The sequence below is a fragment of the Kitasatospora sp. NPDC030952 genome (assembly GCF_055571335.1).
Map to the genome: position 1 here is coordinate 155,373 of NZ_JBVIFM010000012.1, position 16,571 is coordinate 171,943.

Below are 16,571 nucleotides of genomic sequence, written 5' to 3' on the forward strand. Positions count from 1 at the left end.
GCGAGTGCCACATCAAGGGGTTCGCCCCGTCGAAGTCTTCCGTCACCGCAGGAACTGTCATCATCTGCTCCGCACATCATCGACAGGACAAGTTCCAATACCAGCCAACGACCGGACGATTCGCGGGAATGGCGTACCCACCGCCGACCCGTCGGAGGCGGAGCGGGTCCGGGTGCCGGAACGAACAGAACCCGCCGTTTGGTTGGCGGTGGCGCGGACCTGCTCGAACTCTCGTCGTACGGGACACGGGCGGCCGCGATCACGCCACCGGAGGAGCCCCCGCGTAGTCGGGGTTCTGAATCATCGTTCGGTGCAGGTGCGCGATGCTGACTCCGCAGTGGTCCGCGACCTCGATCTGGCGCAGGCGATCGACTGTCGGGATGGTCTCACCGTCACGGGTGGTGACGACTATGGCTGGACGCTGCTTCGCCCCGATGGCCTCATTGAGGGCCGCCCAGATGAGGTCCCGGAACGTGCCGACACGCCCCCAACACACATAGCGATTGATCTCGCCGTTCGTGGCGTAGCAATGATTCGGCTTCTCCCCGAGCGATCCGGACGCTACGGCCCAGCCCTCACCGAAAGCGGCGTGGACGATCTCCTCAGGTCCTCGGAAACGGTTCACGGCGTACCGGACGTAGTGACCGATGCCCTCCTGGGAGCGGCCGTACTCCTTCATGGGAACGTCCTTGATCCAGACACGGGCGTCCTTCTCGGGCCCGTATGCGAGGAGGACACCGCCCACCTTGGGGTCTTCGATCCACTTCCGGTACTGGGCCGTCTTCTCTCCATTGCTCAGGAACTCCCAGTCCAGGTCATTCGCCTGCTGGTAGATCTCAATCAGGAGCAGCTCGCGGACGGCGGCGGGTAGCTGCATAGCGGGCACGAAGTCACTCCCAGGGTGCGAGGGCGGTGGGGAACTGAAGGCGGTGTTCGTCGTAGGCGGTCTCGAGGCTTGCCGCGTCTTTGATCCATTCGTCCATGAGCGTGGCCACTCGCTGATCGCTGAAACCGATCCGCGATGGGGCGACCGTTGGCAGGATCTCGATCTGGCCGTCGCCGGCCAGCGCTCGCTTGAGCTTGAGGGCGGCCGCGATTCGGCGGAGGTCGCTGACGAAGTCGAGAACGATAACGCGATCCTTCCCCTCCCTGAGGCGAAGGCCGCGGCCCAGCTGCTGGACGAAGATACGGCGGGAGTGGGTCACTCGCGCGAAGCAGAGGATATTGACGTCCGGAACGTCTACACCCTCGTTGAGGATGTCGACCGATGTGAGGATGGGCACCTCACCGGCACGAAAGGCCAGGAGTCGGTTCTGACGTTCCCTCTTGGCGAGGCCGGCGTGGATCGCGAGCGCACCGGACCACAACGGGGTGCGCCGCAGCAGCTCCGCGAGGCGCTCAGCGTGCTCGATCGTGCGGCAGAAAACGATGGCGCGGGGGTTGGCGGTCGTCGTCCAGACCGCGGCTAGTTCGTCCCGGACCGCCTCGTCCCGCTGAGGCAGGAAGAGCTTGGCGTTGAGCTCGGCAAGGCCGTACTCGTGCTCGCTGGCATCGCGCACGACGTCCCAATCGACGTTGTCGACGAACAAGCGATAGTCGACTTGGGCCAGATAGCCGCGCCTCATCCCTTCCTCGATGCCGAGGCTGAAACTGGTGGGTCCGAGTTGCCGGGTGATGTCGTGCTTGTCACCGCGCCAGGGAGTCGCCGTAACGCCCAGGTGTCGGGCTTCGCGCAACAGGGCGAGGAGTTCGTCGAACTGGCCTTCCTCGCCGAGGTGATGGGCTTCGTCGACCATGACGAACCCGGGGCGGTACCCGAAGCGCGCGGCGTTGAGCGCCGATCCGACGGTCGCGCAGGTGAGACCCGAGAGATCGTTCGGCCGGCTGTCCCCCGTGAGAAGCCGGGTGGGTACCTCCTTCGGGAGATGCCGCCACAACGCCCGTTCCAGTTGTTGCACGAGGTCCTTGGCGTGCGCGACGACCAGGACCCTGTCCCCGGGATTGCGCGTCAGGTGGGAGGCGATCGCCTCTCCACCGACGACGGTCTTGCCCAGGCCCGTGGCCAGAACCAGAAGCGCTCGGCCGGTGGCGTCGAGATCCGAACCGAGGGCCTCCAGGGCCTCGGCTTGATACGGCCGCGGAGTCACTCTCGTGATCCGCTCGGGCACGCGGTCGAAACTCGCGGCCAGGTCCGCACCACCCCAGAGCATTATCGCGGGCCCCAGGCGGGCGAGGCTGACCACACGTTGGCGAGCGTCAGGGCTGAACCGGGTGTTGGTGACGACGACGGCGCGATGAGCGCGATAGGTGTCCCGCGCTCGAGCGACCTCTTCCACGGCGGCGGCCCCGACCGGCCCGCCGCGTCTCCACTTGCACTGAACCACCCAGACCTCGCCCCTGAGCCGTGCGAGGACGTCGCCCCCCTCGTCCCCCGAGCCATCGATGTTGGACACGTCGGAGAACCCCAGGTGCCACAGGAGTCTCTCGATCTGGCGTGGGAACTGCAGGGGACCGACGTCCAGTAGCGAGGCCGCGTCCAGGAATCCTGACATATGGAGCTGCCTCTAGTTGTTGTCAGTCACGAGTGCGCGAGCGATCAGGCGGCAACTGATACGGAACCGGGCCATCTCATCCACGTCCAGACGCGGTCGGTGCTGTTCGAGCAGCGCCAGGTCGCTCAACGGGTTGATCAACCGTTCCACCACGAGGGCCCTCGCCTCGGGGTCGCTCAGGGAGACGTATCCACGCTTGAAGACCCGGCCGTCGAGGAAGCTGTCCGGGGTCTCCTGGATGATGCGGATCACGGCGCTGGCCGGCACGTAGCGGATGAAGTCCCCGTTGGTGAGCGCGTCGTTCCATGAGAACTCGCCGCCGGACTGAACCGCGAACTTCCTTTCAGACCTCGCGCGTTCCTCCTGTGTCAGGAGCAACCAGTGGATGGCCGGGTTCTCTGCTACGGGAGTCACCATCGCCCCCCGCACCTGGTCCAGCAGACGTTCTGACTCCTCCGCCATCGCGGCCGCGGTCAACCTCGGGCTGGAGGTCTGGGCTTTGAGCTCGGCGATGATCCCCGTCAAAGACAGGGAGAGGTTGTTCGCGCGAACCCTCATGAACTCCGCGACCTCCACCAACGCCAGGTCCCGCAGATCCGCGCCGTTCTCGCTGAAGAGCGGGTGCCCGGTGTTGATGAAGACCTCGAGTCGAGGAGCTCGGAGCATCGACACGACCACCGGGGCGACGCGGTCGTCGCTGCTGACCAGTGTCTGGCCTCGAACCGCCCAAGCCACGAGCTCGACGCGGCCGAGATCTTCGAGGAAGTACTTGCCTCCCAGGTCCACGAGGGCCTCGGCGTTGGCGCGGTAACGCTGCAGACGCTGCCCTATCGTCTCCACGGGAACGGCGTCGTCCCCGATTTCGTCGCCTCCGATCTTCGTTTCGGCGCTCTGGCCGGTACCCGTGGGCGACGAGGTCCCGGGCTTGAGGAGATCGGTCCCGAGTCCGGGCAGGATCTCATCGTTCTCGGGGGTCGCCTCCGGCGAGACGGGGTTGTCGTGCTGGTATGCGGCCTGGTACCAGACCTCGTCGGTCTGGTATTCGCGATCCCCCAGCCTCATCAGATCGGCCCAGCGCAGGGCCTTGTCGTGGAGGGCGGTACGGCCATCGCCCGGGATCAGGTAGTTGAGTCCGGGGTCCTGGCGGCGGAAGCCCGTGTACAGCAGGGCCAGGGCACTGCGGTTCTCCGGCAATCCGAGCCGCTTGGCGATCGTCGGCCGCAGGGGGCTGGTACCGCGTACCTCTCGCAGGACCTGTCGCCATTCTGCGGTCTCGAACTCGAAGGCGGTCTTCTGGTAGTTGGGCGCGACGTGATCGCAGTGGATCTCACCGACGATCCGGCCCATCGGGGTCTTCGAATCGATGGGGTATTCGAGCTCTTGCTCCCCGAGGTTGTCCTCGTCCTGCCAGTAGAAAACCCGCTTGTCCTTGAGGAGGATCTTGCGTCCGTTGCGCAGGAAGTCCAGACCGTAGTCACTACGGTGAACGTACCGCTGGACGCCGATCCAACCCCAGATCCTGCGTTCCCTGAGTTCCAGCCGGTCCTGCCCGCACTCCTCACAGCACTCGGCGTCGACCGAGCTCCAGTAGCCGCACACCATGCAGGCCTTCTTGGGGCTCAGTTCTCGTTCGATGTTCTGGATGGCGTGGATCTCGACACCCTGACGGGTGACGGTTCGCTTCTCGTCCCAGACGCAGGGCAGCCGCGGCTTGACCTTCTTCCCGTTGATCGTCAGCAGGAAGTCCTTGGTGTGCAGAAGGTAGCTGTAGACATCGCCGAGCTTTTCCCGGATCACGGCCTGGGTCTGGGGACGACACAGCGTCGTGTGCTGCTCCTGCTTGAGGTCGTTGATGGTGACCGTTGTGCCGTGCTCGTCGGGGTTGCCCTTGGGCACCAGGCGATACGGAGCCTGGTACTGGGAGGAGTCGGCGATCTTCACCAGGTCGAGGGTGACCTCGATCCAGTAGGGATCGCCGGCTTGGCTGGTACGAACCGTGGTCCGTCGGCCGAGGCGAGCGGTACTGATGTTGAAGCCCATACCGAACAGGCCGAGCGAACCGTGCCGCCCGTTGCTCGTCCAGCCCGCGCTGATGGCGTTGGTCACGGCGTCCAGGCTCATGCCTCGCCCGTTGTCCTGCACGATGATCTCGGCCGTGGCGCGTTGGGAGTTGGCGGCCGGAAGGGAGATAGAGACTGAGAACCGGTCCTCGGGCTCGCCGGCGGCCTGGAACTCGTCGAATGAGTTGTCGACAAGCTCTGCCAGACATTGCCAGTGCGAGAACTCGATGTCACCCAGCACACCCAGGATCCGCGGGTGGGGCATGACATTGATGTACTGGCTCTCGGTCATCCCTTGCGTCCGTCCTTGTCCTGATCCCACCCCGGGGAAGACCGCTTCACGCCACCGCCCAGCGACCACACGGCACTTGTGGCTGGGCGGGCCCGGCCACGGGGATCTTCCGTCATCGACTCCCCAACAGTAGTCGGCACCGCCGGTACTTGGGATACAAAGATCCAGATACATGGCGCCGCCCACCTCGCCCTCCCGTCTCCGTGACCAGTGAGGATGGGTCAACCCCGACAAACCGGCTGCGTGGTCGGGATCCCGGGCGGACTTCGGCGAGGGTGGGCGTGGCCGTCGCCGCACGCGGGTCCCCTTCCGGGGCGGTGTCCGACCCGCGTTCGCCTTCCGGCGCGGGCTGACGGTGATGACCGACCCGGCCGGTTCCGGCGACCTCGGGGTGGGCGGTCCGACGCGCGTTGGGCGGACCGCGGCCCGCCAGGCCCCTGGCTCTCTGGTCGAACCGTGTGCCCGTGGGACGGTCGGTCCGCCACCTCCGAGGCCCGACGGAGCGATCGACTGGTAGACCAGTTTCCTGGGGGCGCTCGCCCGAGGCCGCGCTGACTGCTAACTTCTGCCTCGTCCGACGAGTCGCGCTGACGGTACCCTCGAGTGCGCGATCACCGTCGGCTGGATCGGCCCGATGCCACGCGGTTGAGGCGACGCGAGGTTCCCGCGCTACCGGGAGCACCTCGAGTCGACCGACCAAGATCGCTTGATGAGTGGAAACTCCGCGGTATGCTTTGATAATGGCTGAGCTGCGCGAAAAATCAACGAAGGATCGCACCGGTGTCGAGCTGTTCGCCGGCGCCGGCGGCCTGGCCATGGCCGTGCACCGCGCGGGGTTCCGCCCACTGCTCTTCAACGAGTTCGCGAAGCGCGCTTGCGAGACGTTGGAGGCCAACGGGGCGGAGTTGCTCCCCGAGGGCGAGAGGCCGACCAGGGCCCCCGAACCCGGTCAGAAGGTCCCGCTCGTGGCCGGAGACGTCCAAAAGCTGGAAATGGCCTACCTAAGGGATCAAGTCGACGTTTTGGCCGGCGGGCCACCGTGCCAGCCCTTCAGTCTTGGTGGTGTCGCCAAGGGCGACGAGGACAAGCGGAACATGTTCCCGCACATGTTCAGGGCCGTTCGCGAGATCCAACCGCGGGCGGTCATCTGCGAGAACGTCCGAGGATTGCTCAGGCCCTCGTTCAAGGATTACTTCGAGTACATCCAGCGCGAGCTCGCGCTCCCGTTCGAGGAGCGCGGCGAGGGCGTCGACTGGCGAGACCACAATGACAAGCTGATCGAGCGGCTGTCGCGAGAACCGGTCGACCTGCTCCCGGGGGAGCTCAAGAAGCGGTACGAGGTTGTCATGACGCCCGTGAACGCCGCCGACTACGGCGTGCCGCAGATTCGCAATCGAGTCATCATTGTCGCTTTCCGTCGCGACCTGGAAGTCGACATCGAGCTTTTCAAGAGGCTTGTCGGGCCGACCCACTCTGAGGTTTCGCTCATCCGATCCATGCTGGATGGGGGGAGCTACTGGGAGCGGCACCCGGAGGTCCCGAAGCACGTGCGTGAGTGCGTCAAGGCGCGCCTTCCGAAGAACCTGCCACTCGACGACGGATTGCTGCCCTGGAACACGCTGCGAGACGCGGTCAAGGGTATCGGTGACAACAAGCCGTTGCCGAAGATCACGGATGACATGCTGGACCGCACCGAGCGCTTCGTCGGGGGCTTTACGGAGCACATCGGGTGGCCGGGCGCGCGCATCTACCATGGTCACACTCCCAATGAGCTGGACCGACCGGCCAAGACCGTGAAAGCCGGCGTCCATGGGGTGCCGGGAGGCGAGTCGGTCATGCTCACTGATGAACTGATGCCCGATGGCGTGACCTACAAGCACCGCTACATGACGGTCCGTGAGACGGCCCGGGTGATGACGTTCCCCGACACCTGGGAGCTCAAGGGCCCACGTGGCGAGAAGATGCGCCAGCTCGGGAATGCCGTACCCGTCGTCCTTGGAGAGGTTTTCGCGAAAGCGGTCGCCGCGGTCCTGGACGAGGCGGAGGCACGTCGAAGGTGACCGAGGCGAGCGGCCTCGCGCGGGGCCGGTGGAAGTACGGCCCTCCGCCCGAGCGCGCCTGGAAAGGACGACCTCACCGAAGCCGCGAGACTCTGGCGGCTGAACAGGATCGGGCCGCCGGCGGCCGCCATCGACGATCGGTCGACCTTGGTGATGGCCGGTTCGCCCGTGCTTCCGTGGAACTGAAGGTACTTCCGGACACCCGCCGTATTCGCGCCTACCTTCGCTGGTCCGACTCGGGGAGGTCCCCTGCCCGTTACTTGGGCGAAGTCGAGCACGGCACCCGCGCGGCGAACCTCGCCGAGGGCTGGAGCCTGGCCTGGCAGAAGGGTCTCCTGACCGAGGAACCACTGGCGGAGGGCTCCTGGGCCTCCTCCCCCGCCGTTCGGGCCTCAATGCGGGGTAACCGGAACAAGGACACGAAACCGGAGCTTCGCCTTCGCTCGCTGCTACACAAGCGGGGCCTCCGATATCGCGTGGCGTCGAGACCACTGCCCGAACTGCGGCGGACCGCCGATGTCGTATTTCCGAAATGGAAGGTGGCCGTGTTCGTCGATGGCTGCTATTGGCACGGCTGCCCCGAACACCTACGGGCCCCCAGCAAGAACGTCGAGTTCTGGCGGGCGAAGATCGAGGGCAATCAAGCCCGGGACGCCGAGACGGACCGTCTTCTCCTCGAAGCCGGGTGGACCGTGATTCGGATCTGGGAACACGAAGACCCGGTCGAGGCCGCGGCCCGGGTTGCTGCGGTGGTCCAAGCCGCCACATCACGTGGGTAGGCACCACGCGCTGACCGTCGAGGTGCGAAGCGGAAGCCTGGGCTTGCGGTGCGCCCTGCCCGCCAGCACCGCGTCCCATCCCGTAGGGCCGATAGCGGCTATTCCAGCCTAAGCGAGACCTCGCGGTGCGAGACCAGTCGCGTCGTTATCACTGTGACCCTGACGTCGCGCACCACGCCGACGCCGGTTATCCCCCGTGCGTGAACCTGAGACCCGGACCCGCGCTGCGGCCGAGTTCGCCCTCTTGGCGAGCGTCGCAGGTCGGCGGCCGTGGACGGGTCCAACCGGCCCAGTCGGCTCTGGGATTCCCCGCAGGAGATCACCAGGGCGCCTTGAAGCCGATCCCCCTGCCCGCTGGTCATGTGCTGTCGGCGTACACCCGGGTCTGCCCAGGGCAGTACAGCTGAAGGTGCTCAGGTTTCACGCTGAACCCGGCTCGACAGAACGCGGCGCCTCGCGTAATCGGGAGGCGGTGAGGGCAGGTTGTGCGGAACACTTCGCCGGGTGATCGTGATGCAGCCCGTCCTGGAGATCCGCAGCCCTGACGGCTTCGACCTCTGGCCCGTCTCCGAGACCGAGGCCTCCAGCTTCGTGCCCCTCAGCGGCGGGCTCTCGCCCGCCGAGGTCGGGACGGCGGTGATGCGCATCGTCAGCTGCAACGACATCGACCCCGACGACGACCCCGCCAACAGCCGCCCTCCCCGGCCCGCCGACCCGCTCGGCTCCTTCCTTCACGGACTGCTGACCTTCGACACCCTCTTCGCGGCCGGCGGTCTACGGCTCACCGACACCACCACCGGCACCGTGTTCCTGCCCGGCTGCTGCGACGGGCTGGAGGACTGGCGCGACTGGCACCGGTTCGTCGAGAGCGGCGGCCTGCTCGGCTTCGGCCACGAACCCGTGTCACCGGTCGCGGAGTGCATCGGCGACACCGTCCGGCTCACGGTCAACGCCGAGCAGAGCGACAGCCCGGTGATCGAACTACCCGTCGCTGAACTCCGCAGCCTGCTCGCCGGTGCCGAGCACGACCTGGCCGGCTTCCTCGCACTGGCCGCCGACTGGGCCCGCCGGCGACTGCCCAACCACCAGGCTTCTGTCACCGCCGCCCTTGCCCGGGTCCTCGACCTGCCCGCACCTGCCGGATCGCCCGAGCAGTAGAACAGCGGTCCCAGTTCCACCGGCCGAACCGAGCTCGACACAGCACCCAAGCCTGCGCGCAGTGAGCACGTTCACGTGTACGCGGCTGGGCACCTCAATGTGTACGCCGACATGTGCGTCCGCCGGACGAACTGCTCAGGCGGCTGGGCCGACCAACGGTCAACGTGGGCACGATGGGCATCTCCGGCCCATTCGGTCCCGGGGCCGTCCGGATCGCGCGCTACGCGTATCCGCTGCGGCCTGGTCAAATGTCAGTGCCGCCGGGCAGCCTGGACGTATGCGCTCCCCGAGAATCCAATGCCCGGCCTGCGAACGGTCAGTAGCCCTCATGCCGACCCGCCGGAGCGGCTACGGCGTGATCCATGACCACAAGAGGGACCGGCGCTCCCTCGTCCTCTGCGAAGGAAGCATGAAACAGGTGGCATTGGCCGACGCCACCCTTTGGCAGGACGCCCTGCCGGGACTCGGCGGAACCGAGGGGTCCGAGCTCACGCTCTTCTGACCTCGACAGTGCACGGACAAGGGAGCCAGAGCCCGCGCCACCGGGTCCGGCGCTGGAGACGGTCGGCCGGTGAATCAGCCAGCCCCGGCTCCGACGCTGACGCCTCGTCCGGGCGCACCGCCGGGACCCGCTCCAACCCGGCCGCGTCGAGGCCTCCCAGCCACATCACCAACACCAATCCGCTTCTGGTGGGGCACCTCAGCACGTAGGAGGGCGACCGTGGCACCGCTGACGCGTCCATCGGAGGCTTGGCCACCGGGACCGTCCGGTAGCTCGAGGGTCTTTTCGGCGCGAGGCGGGGCTCGCCCTGGCAGTGATCATCTATAACACTTGAGGCGAGACACGGACACTGCTGCGATCGTCGAGCGCATCCATAGCCAAATGTTGGGAGTGGAGCACTACCTCCAGGTGACGGTGTCAGCACCACAGGGCTTATCGAACCGTCGCCCCAGTCCCCCCGTTCGCCAGATATGGAGGTAAGGCGGTGTCTTGTGGGCGCCGGTTCAGAGCGCGGACGGTCCTGTTGCCCAGGTAGCGGCATGGTCCGCTTATGTATCAGGGCCGTCGAAGCGGCGCGGAAGCGACGCACGGGCAGGGAACCTGTCCGCGCGTCGCCCCATGACCATCACCGAACGGATCTCGGGCGGGCCTTTACTGCCAGTCGCGCTCAGCTCGTCGGCCACCTCCAGACGGTGCCTTCCACTTGGGCGCTGCGCGTGCCCTTGAGACGGATGTCCGACACGGGTTCGATGCGGAGCCGGCGGAGGGGATCGTCGATCATGAGCAGCGTCGGGGTTCCTCCGCTGCCTTCCTCGAGGTGTTCGGCCAGCAGCAGGACGTAGTCCTCGCCCTTCTCCCGGGCGCGCCGGAACTCCGCGGCGGTGAGGGTGACCTCGTTCGGACGTGGGCCGCCGTGTGCCTTGATCTCGTAGTAGCGGCCCGCGCTGTCGACCGCGTCGGCTCCGACATTGTGCTTTCCCCGCTGGTCGAGGCTGTCCGCGTCTTCGCCGAGGACGGATGCGAGGAGTCGGATGACCAGTGCCTCCTTGGTCTTGTCCCGGTAGCCGAGGGGTGCCGAGTATTCGTGAGGCACGGCTCCGCCCGGCCTGGGTGCCGACAGTTCGGTGCTCCGTGTGCGAGTCGCACGTCGCGGTTGCCTCGGGACCGGTCCTCCTGTGCTGTCGGAGGATGCCGCGGTCCGGCTGACGGTCGGTTCGCCGAGTCGTTCGATGCTGACCAGCCGTCGCGGTTGCGGTGTGGTGGTGGCGGTCGGGTTCGGTGTCGGCGAGCCCGTCGACGCCGGTGACGGTTCGCTGTCGGTGCCCGATCGAGGTGCGGGGACGGCTGCGGTGGGTTTCACGGGTGAGTGACGGTTGCCGCGTTCAGGCTTTCGGGCGGGGGTCGGTTTCGTCGGGGGCTCCGCCGCCGCGGCCCGCAGGGAGCGCTCGCGCAGCAGTTCGGTGCGTCGCCGTTGTTCCTCTAAGTCCCTCTGGTCTGCCGAGGTGAGTGGTACAGCGTGGCCGGTCGTGAGGGCGTCCTCCTCCCAGAAGTCCCGCCAGTGATGGGCGACCTGGGCACGGGAGGCAGTGAAGTGGCAGGCCACGGCGGCTCCGGTGCCCAGTCGGGTGCTCAGTTCCTTCGGGGTGGAGAGGAACAGGGCCTTGGCCGTGCGGTCGACATGGGCGCCGATCGGGATCTCCAGCGGCTCCCGGCCATCGCCCGGGTCGAGCCGGATGCGCAGGCCCGGCAGGATGCGCACCTCCAGGCCGGTGAGCCAAGCCCACTCCGTGAAGGAGGCGGCAGCCTCCGGCTGGTCCCGGACCAGGCGGTCCTGCAAGGCGGTGACGGCACGGCGGAATCTCTCGGTGAGGGTGGGGTCGGGTAGGGCCGCGTCGGGCTCGACGGCCTCGGCCGACGCCGGATTCAGCTGCTGCACGCCGAGCGGGGCCATCAGTCCGGTGAACTGCTCCGCTTCGCCACCCGGCGTCCAGAGCGGGATACGGTCGGCGAGGGCCCGCTCGACGGACAGGTGGGCGGCGACGGCGTAGACCGGCCGTCGTTTGGTCCACCCGGCGCTGGTCCACAGTGGTAGCCAGCGCAGCTTCTCCCTCAAACCCTGGTTGACGGTGGCGCGCGCGCCACCGATCGACGTGTTCAGCGCCCGCAGGGCTTCGAGCATCAGCAGTTGCCGGTCCCCGTCCTCGGGCTCTCCGCCGGCAGCGAGCTCCTTGAGGACCTCCACCAGGTCCTCGGGGCCCGGCTTCCCGATTCCGAGGACCTGCCACAATGGCACCAGTTCGGGGCCGAGCGGCACGAAGGGACGCAGGCCGCGCAAGATGGTGGTACCCCGGAAGCAGTCGGCGGGGCGTCGCCAGCCGAGGTCGGTGAGAACGAGGGAGTCGTAGCTCCGGAACGCCGCCTTGATCGTCTCCTCGGTCTGGGCACGGGCGGTGTCCGCTGTGCGTTCCGCCAGGCGCCGGGCGAGCGCGCGGTAGACCAGGTAGACCTCGGTCCTGACTTCCTCCGCCTCGGGGCCGGTGCCGAGTGGGCGCTCGCGCAGGTCCCGGAGGCGGTCGATGAGCCGGGGTACGTCGGGGTCGCCGGCCACACCGAGAGCGGTGAGGACGTCGCCCCTGCCGGACAGTGCGGAGTGGAGTTCCGGGTGGAGGTAGTTCGGCTCGTCCTGCCCGTAGAGCGCCACGGCGTCGGGGGTGCGCAACTGGACCTGGCCGGGGCGGCGCAGGGTGCCCTTGGCATCCTCCAGCCACGCGCTGTCGCGCAGTTTCCAGACCCAGAGTGCGGCGATCTCGTCTCGCACGGTCCAGCCGTAATTGGCGACGGCGGCCTGGACGGTGGCGTGGTCGGGACTGGTGATCATGCCGGGCCTGCTCAGGGTGTGGAGCAACGCGAGCGTACGGCGTCGGCGCTCGGAGGTGTCCCGGTCCGCGACGATGTCCGCGACGACTCGCGCGAGGTCCGGCGAGGACCGGTCGTCCAGGGTGTGGTCGACCCTCAGCTCCAGCATGGCCCGCCGTCGGTCGGCGGGGGAACGCCTGGCATCGTAGGCGAGGCCGGCTCGCCTGTCGCGGGACGAATCGTACTTCTTCACTCCCGCTCCGTTGAGGACCGGAACCAGCCGAGGGATGTCCGCCACACCCAGCAGACGCAGGAATGCCGTGGGACCGAGGCCGCCGCTCCTCGAAGTCGACAGCAGGGTTTTGGCGTAGGCGCGGTCAGCCCACAGAAGGCCGGGCGTCTTCTGCGCTGCGGCCGCGAAACGGTCTCCGGTCGTGGTTTCCAACGACCGGGGGAAGTAGAGCCGGCTCGGTGCGGCCTGGCATGGTTTCTCCTGACCGTCCGTGCCGTACTCGTATGCGTCCAGTCGCACAGTTCGACCGATTCCTGGGCCAAGCCGGTCGCGCTCGGAGTTCGGAAGTTTACTCAGGGCCTGCTGGAGCAGGACCAGTCGCTCGGTTTCGGGCAGGTCGGTGGTCTGTAGCCGACCGCCGGCCGTACCCAGGTCCGCGATGCGGCGGAGCACGGCCGCCGTGTCGTCGCGTCGAACCAGGCGGTCGTACCTGCGCAGCCAGGCGATGACCGACCGGGCCGCGTCGTCGTCCTGCCAGTAGGCGGGGTGCAGGTCGCTGAGGACTCGCAGGGGGTCCAGTAGACCGGTGCCCCGGTCGTCGGCGAAAGCGTGCTCGGTACTCATCGGGGCGAGGCGCCGGCCGTCTGCAGTGGCCAGGCACGCGCGGTGGAGCAGCCTGTACTCCAGGCCACCGCTCAGGGCGGTGGCGGTGAGGCGTACCGTCCGGTCGATGTCGTACGCGGGCTGCTGAAGCAATGCGAGTGCGTCGGTGACCTCGATCTCGTCCGGGAGTTCCGTGACGCCTGCTGCACGCCAGTCGGAGAGCACCTCGCGCCAGCGGTGGTTCCGATCGCGGGCGGTGTCGGGGAAACCGTGGGTCAGGTCCGCGAGCTGAGCGGTGTCCCATCCGGAGATCACTCCGGTGAGCTCCTCCGCCTCGACCGCGAGGTCAGTGAGCGGGACGGCTGTTCCGTCCGGGAGGGGCAAAGTGAGCGCGGTGGCGACCTGATCCCGGGCCCGTTCCACGAGTGAGTCGACGAGCAGGTCGGGCAGCTTGGCCTTGCCGGGGCTGGAGGTCTCGGGCAGTGGCAGCAGGTGCCAGGCCGCCGGTTCCACCTGTCCGAAGATGTCGAGGACCGCAGCCTGCCACAGGTCGGCGACAATTGGGATCAGTGCCGAGTTCAGGGTGCTTGCGGCAAAGCCCTCGCGGCTGACGACCGGGTCGAAGTGCGAGTGCACCCGAGCCGAGACGGGCAGCGGTGCGACCGGCAGGCCCGCGTGGATGTGCCCGAGTGCCGCTACGTGCACAGGCAGCGCCACGGCCACCGGAACGGTGGGGCCGAGTTCCTTGTGCAGCCGGTGCCATCCCGGTCGGGAGGGGATCAGCGTGTCGTAGACGCGCCAGAGCCCGCCGTCGGTGGTCCGGGCCTCCCTGACCCGGACGCCGTGCTCCGCGCCGTCGACGCGCCGATGTAGCGTGGTGACGTCACGCCAGCTCAGCCGCAGCACCCGCGCCGGGCACGCGCCAGGGGGGTCCTCGGTCGTCACCGTGACCTGTTCGAGGTGACGAAGGAAGAGCAGGGAACTGTCCTGCCAGCTCTCGAACCAGGCGAGAAGGTCCTCTGCGGGCAGAACTCCGGGTTCGAGGGGGATTCGGAAGACCGTCCACTCAAGTCCCGCGATGTCCGGCGGCAGTGGTGGGGGGTCGGCCGGGGCAAGGGCGAGGTCGGTGAATCGGACGTGGTACGGGTGGCCGTGCACCTCCCAGGAGGTCGAGAGCAGGCGGAGCGTCGCCAGGCCGATGCCGAATCGGCCGGTGGCCTCGGAGTCCCGACTCTTGCCGCTGATCCACGGCAGCCCGAGCCGTGGGATGTCGGCCAGTCGCAGGCCGCCACCGTTGTGCGCGACCAGAAGTTCGGTCGGCCGCAAGCGGAAGCGGATCTCGCCCGCCCCGGTGTCGTCGGCGTTCTGCACCATCTCGGACAGGACTTGGAGCCGGTCCGAGGAGATCGTCTCGGCGCCCTGCTGGGCGCCCTCCGCCACCTGCCGGAGAAGTTTCGCTCCTGTGTGCAATCCTTCGTCGAAGAGTCTGATGGCTCGGGCGGCCTGCTCTGGTGTCGTCGCCTCGAAGCCCGGATCGGGCTCTGCGTCCAGTAGGGCCTGGACGGCCGCGGCCAGTTCGTCGTTCCCACCCCTGGTCACACTGTCTCTCCTTCTCCCCCGGGTACGGGTCTTGTGGACAGCATCCGTATGTGCTTGGTGCTTCGGGCCCACGACGTCGGATTCCGGTCACGTCCTCCTCGGCTGAGGATCCGGCGGTCAGGGCGGTGGAGGGACCGGGAACCGCGCGGTACACGAGTGGACCCGGGCGACGACCGGTCTCGCGATCCGACTGGATCGGTACCGGAGGAACGGCTGAGTGTCGGTGGCGGATGGTAGGGCGAATGCGCCATGCCCGGACGATGCACTCGTGCCCATCCGGTCTCTCCCGGTGGTTCGTCGCGACGTCGGACAGGTAGTCCCGCCGAGTGCGACGGTCAGGGCGAGGTCGAGCAGGACCTTGCCGGGATCATGCACCGTCCGCGGTTTACGCCACGGCTCCAGTGCCGTGGACAACGCGGTGTCCAGGCCGATCCGGCGGACGGCCTCCACCAGCAGACCTCCGCCAGCCTGCGAGACCACTCCCGATCCGTCCGCCGATATCCGGACACATGGATAGGACCTATTGCGCTTCATCAGGTATGCCTCATGCTGGGGCGACCTAACTAGACCGGACGGGCGGTATCCTCCCAGCTCAAGTGCACTTCGGTGATCTCCGGCTGCCGCCTGGGGCGAGGAGTCGCCGGTTTCGCCGGACACGAAGCACCCGGAGCGAAGGGGCCCACCCATGTCAGCCGGGCACATGGCCGCAGTTCTTGGTCCACTCCAAGCGGTTCACCGCGCTCTACACCGAGTTGCCGGCTTTGGAGCGCCTGGTTCTCAGGTCGGTGCACCTCAGTCCGTACGGCCCTGCTGTGACGTTGCGGGTCGAGCTCCCTCGCTTTCCCGACCTCGCGCCGCCGGACTGGACCGAAGCGGGTTGTGACCGGTTCGAGGCCCAGATCGAGTTCCACGCGGTGGGCAAGGACCTTCGGATGCGGGGTGTACCCGACAGCACCGTGGTCGACATCGAGTTCGGTCCCCGCCTCCAGACCCCGGAGCGCCGGATCAGGATCGCGGTGAGCGGTCCGGAGTTCTCGCTGGGCTTCACTGCGCACGCTCTGAAGGTGGGCCGTCTCAACGCCTATCGCTCCGGGGACGCGGACCCTTACACGGCTCGGCGATGGTTCGAGAGTTCCCTTGACCAGCGCCGGCACCAAGGGGTGCTGCCTCCCACTACTGCGAAGGTGTTCTATGAGCGAGCGTGACTGGTCTGCCGAGGTGGCCAACCCCGAGGCAATCCGCGAAGTCCTCGGCTCACCTCCACCACCCCTGGTGGACTACCACCTGGACTCCATCCACATCGACGAGCGCGAAGTGTCAGTCACCTTGAGATTCTCCGCCTTCGCCATCCCGGTCGGTGCCGCTGACCTGTGGCGGGCTCGCGGCCACAACGCAGTCGAGTTCGTCCTGGTCTGCGTCGGCGTGAAGAACTTCGAGGTGGACACCTGGTCCGGCTGGCCCACGACTGTCGCCAGCCTCAGCGGAAGAACCATTGTGCTCGCCGGCCAGGACAAGCGCGTGTCTTTCGAGACCGACGAAATCCGCGCTCAGTCCCCAGTTGGACGCCTACGGAGTCAAGCGCAGTGACCCCACCCAACGGTCAAAGAGGAACTGGCGTCCAAGACTTCACCTCGAAGGTGAACGCCGCGGATGCTCGACCGAGCCCGCGCAGGAGGAAGAGTCACAGGTCAGCGGTGGACCTTCGTATCCTGATAGCCAATCAGTACCTGTCCTCATGAAAGGGCGAGGCTAGACTTCCGGGTCGCTCGTGGCCCGGCTGATCAACGGCAACCGCCAGGTCACTACGTCTCACGGATCCTGAGCGCCGACCGACCCAGCCTGTCACACCCCTCGCTGGTGTCCGTCCGACGTGGCACC

General features: G+C 67.4%; 9 protein-coding genes and 1 pseudogene. 5 read left to right on the top strand and 5 right to left on the bottom strand.

Translation table 11 applies throughout. The features are described 5' to 3' along the window. Positions 1 to 259: 259 nt before the first annotated feature. From ACZ47G_RS21965 to ACZ47G_RS21975, 3 genes are read right to left on the bottom strand one after another with little or no spacing between them, the layout of a single operon-like run. Positions 260 to 877, bottom strand: coding sequence for a hypothetical protein (locus tag ACZ47G_RS21965; RefSeq protein WP_465745053.1), 618 nt, complete (start codon positions 875 to 877; stop codon positions 260 to 262). A gap of 13 nt (positions 878 to 890) precedes the next feature. Next, positions 891 to 2,552, bottom strand: a complete 1,662-nt coding sequence (locus ACZ47G_RS21970; RefSeq protein WP_465745055.1) for a DEAD/DEAH box helicase family protein — start codon at positions 2,550 to 2,552, stop codon at positions 891 to 893. 12 nt (positions 2,553 to 2,564) lie between these two features. After that, positions 2,565 to 4,904 (bottom strand): ATP-binding protein, encoded by a 2,340-nt coding sequence (locus ACZ47G_RS21975; protein ID WP_465745057.1) that lies wholly within the window; start codon positions 4,902 to 4,904, stop codon positions 2,565 to 2,567. Between the two features lie 740 nt (positions 4,905 to 5,644). Between ACZ47G_RS21975 and ACZ47G_RS21980 the strand changes: the two genes are divergently transcribed. From ACZ47G_RS21980 to ACZ47G_RS21990, 3 genes are all read left to right on the top strand, one after another. Continuing rightward, positions 5,645 to 6,964 (top strand): DNA cytosine methyltransferase, encoded by a 1,320-nt coding sequence (locus ACZ47G_RS21980; RefSeq protein ID WP_465745059.1) that lies wholly within the window; start codon positions 5,645 to 5,647, stop codon positions 6,962 to 6,964. Then, positions 6,961 to 7,743: a very short patch repair endonuclease gene (locus ACZ47G_RS21985; protein ID WP_465745061.1), complete on the top strand. Its 783-nt coding sequence runs from the start codon at positions 6,961 to 6,963 to the stop codon at positions 7,741 to 7,743. Before ACZ47G_RS21980 ends, ACZ47G_RS21985 begins: the two co-directional genes overlap by 4 nt. Before the next feature lie 513 nt (positions 7,744 to 8,256). Next, on the top strand, positions 8,257 to 8,901 hold the full coding sequence (locus tag ACZ47G_RS21990) for a hypothetical protein (protein WP_465745197.1): 645 nt from the start codon (positions 8,257 to 8,259) through the stop codon (positions 8,899 to 8,901). A gap of 1,169 nt (positions 8,902 to 10,070) precedes the next feature. Here the strand turns inward: ACZ47G_RS21990 and ACZ47G_RS21995 are convergent. Beyond that, positions 10,071 to 14,693, bottom strand: a complete 4,623-nt coding sequence (locus ACZ47G_RS21995) for a sacsin N-terminal ATP-binding-like domain-containing protein (protein WP_465745063.1) — start codon at positions 14,691 to 14,693, stop codon at positions 10,071 to 10,073. 318 nt (positions 14,694 to 15,011) lie between these two features. Next, a pseudogene (locus tag ACZ47G_RS22000) lies at positions 15,012 to 15,227 on the bottom strand (transposase); the annotation flags it as partial. A gap of 179 nt (positions 15,228 to 15,406) precedes the next feature. Here ACZ47G_RS22000 and ACZ47G_RS22005 point away from each other — a divergent pair. Further along, positions 15,407 to 15,898 carry an Imm50 family immunity protein gene (locus ACZ47G_RS22005; RefSeq protein ID WP_465745065.1) on the top strand — a complete coding sequence of 164 codons (492 nt, stop codon included), beginning with the start codon at positions 15,407 to 15,409 and terminating at the stop codon, positions 15,896 to 15,898. Continuing rightward, positions 15,885 to 16,280 carry an Imm50 family immunity protein gene (locus tag ACZ47G_RS22010; RefSeq protein WP_465745067.1) on the top strand — a complete coding sequence of 132 codons (396 nt, stop codon included), beginning with the start codon at positions 15,885 to 15,887 and terminating at the stop codon, positions 16,278 to 16,280. Before ACZ47G_RS22005 ends, ACZ47G_RS22010 begins: the two co-directional genes overlap by 14 nt. Positions 16,281 to 16,571: the final 291 nt, after the last annotated feature.

What these genes read in the sequence shown, in the direction of transcription:
- ACZ47G_RS21975 (WP_465745057.1), bottom strand. Translation starts at nt 4,904, where the DNA reads ATGACCGAGAGCCAGTACATCAATGTCATGCCCCACCCGCGGATCCTG.
- ACZ47G_RS21965 (WP_465745053.1), bottom strand. Translation starts at nt 877, where the DNA reads ATGCAGCTACCCGCCGCCGTCCGCGAGCTGCTCCTGATTGAGATCTAC.
- ACZ47G_RS21970 (WP_465745055.1), bottom strand. Translation starts at nt 2,552, where the DNA reads ATGTCAGGATTCCTGGACGCGGCCTCGCTACTGGACGTCGGTCCCCTG.
- ACZ47G_RS21990 (WP_465745197.1), top strand. Translation starts at nt 8,257, where the DNA reads ATGCAGCCCGTCCTGGAGATCCGCAGCCCTGACGGCTTCGACCTCTGG.
- ACZ47G_RS22010 (WP_465745067.1), top strand. Translation starts at nt 15,885, where the DNA reads ATGAGCGAGCGTGACTGGTCTGCCGAGGTGGCCAACCCCGAGGCAATC.
- ACZ47G_RS21980 (WP_465745059.1), top strand. Translation starts at nt 5,645, where the DNA reads ATGGCTGAGCTGCGCGAAAAATCAACGAAGGATCGCACCGGTGTCGAG.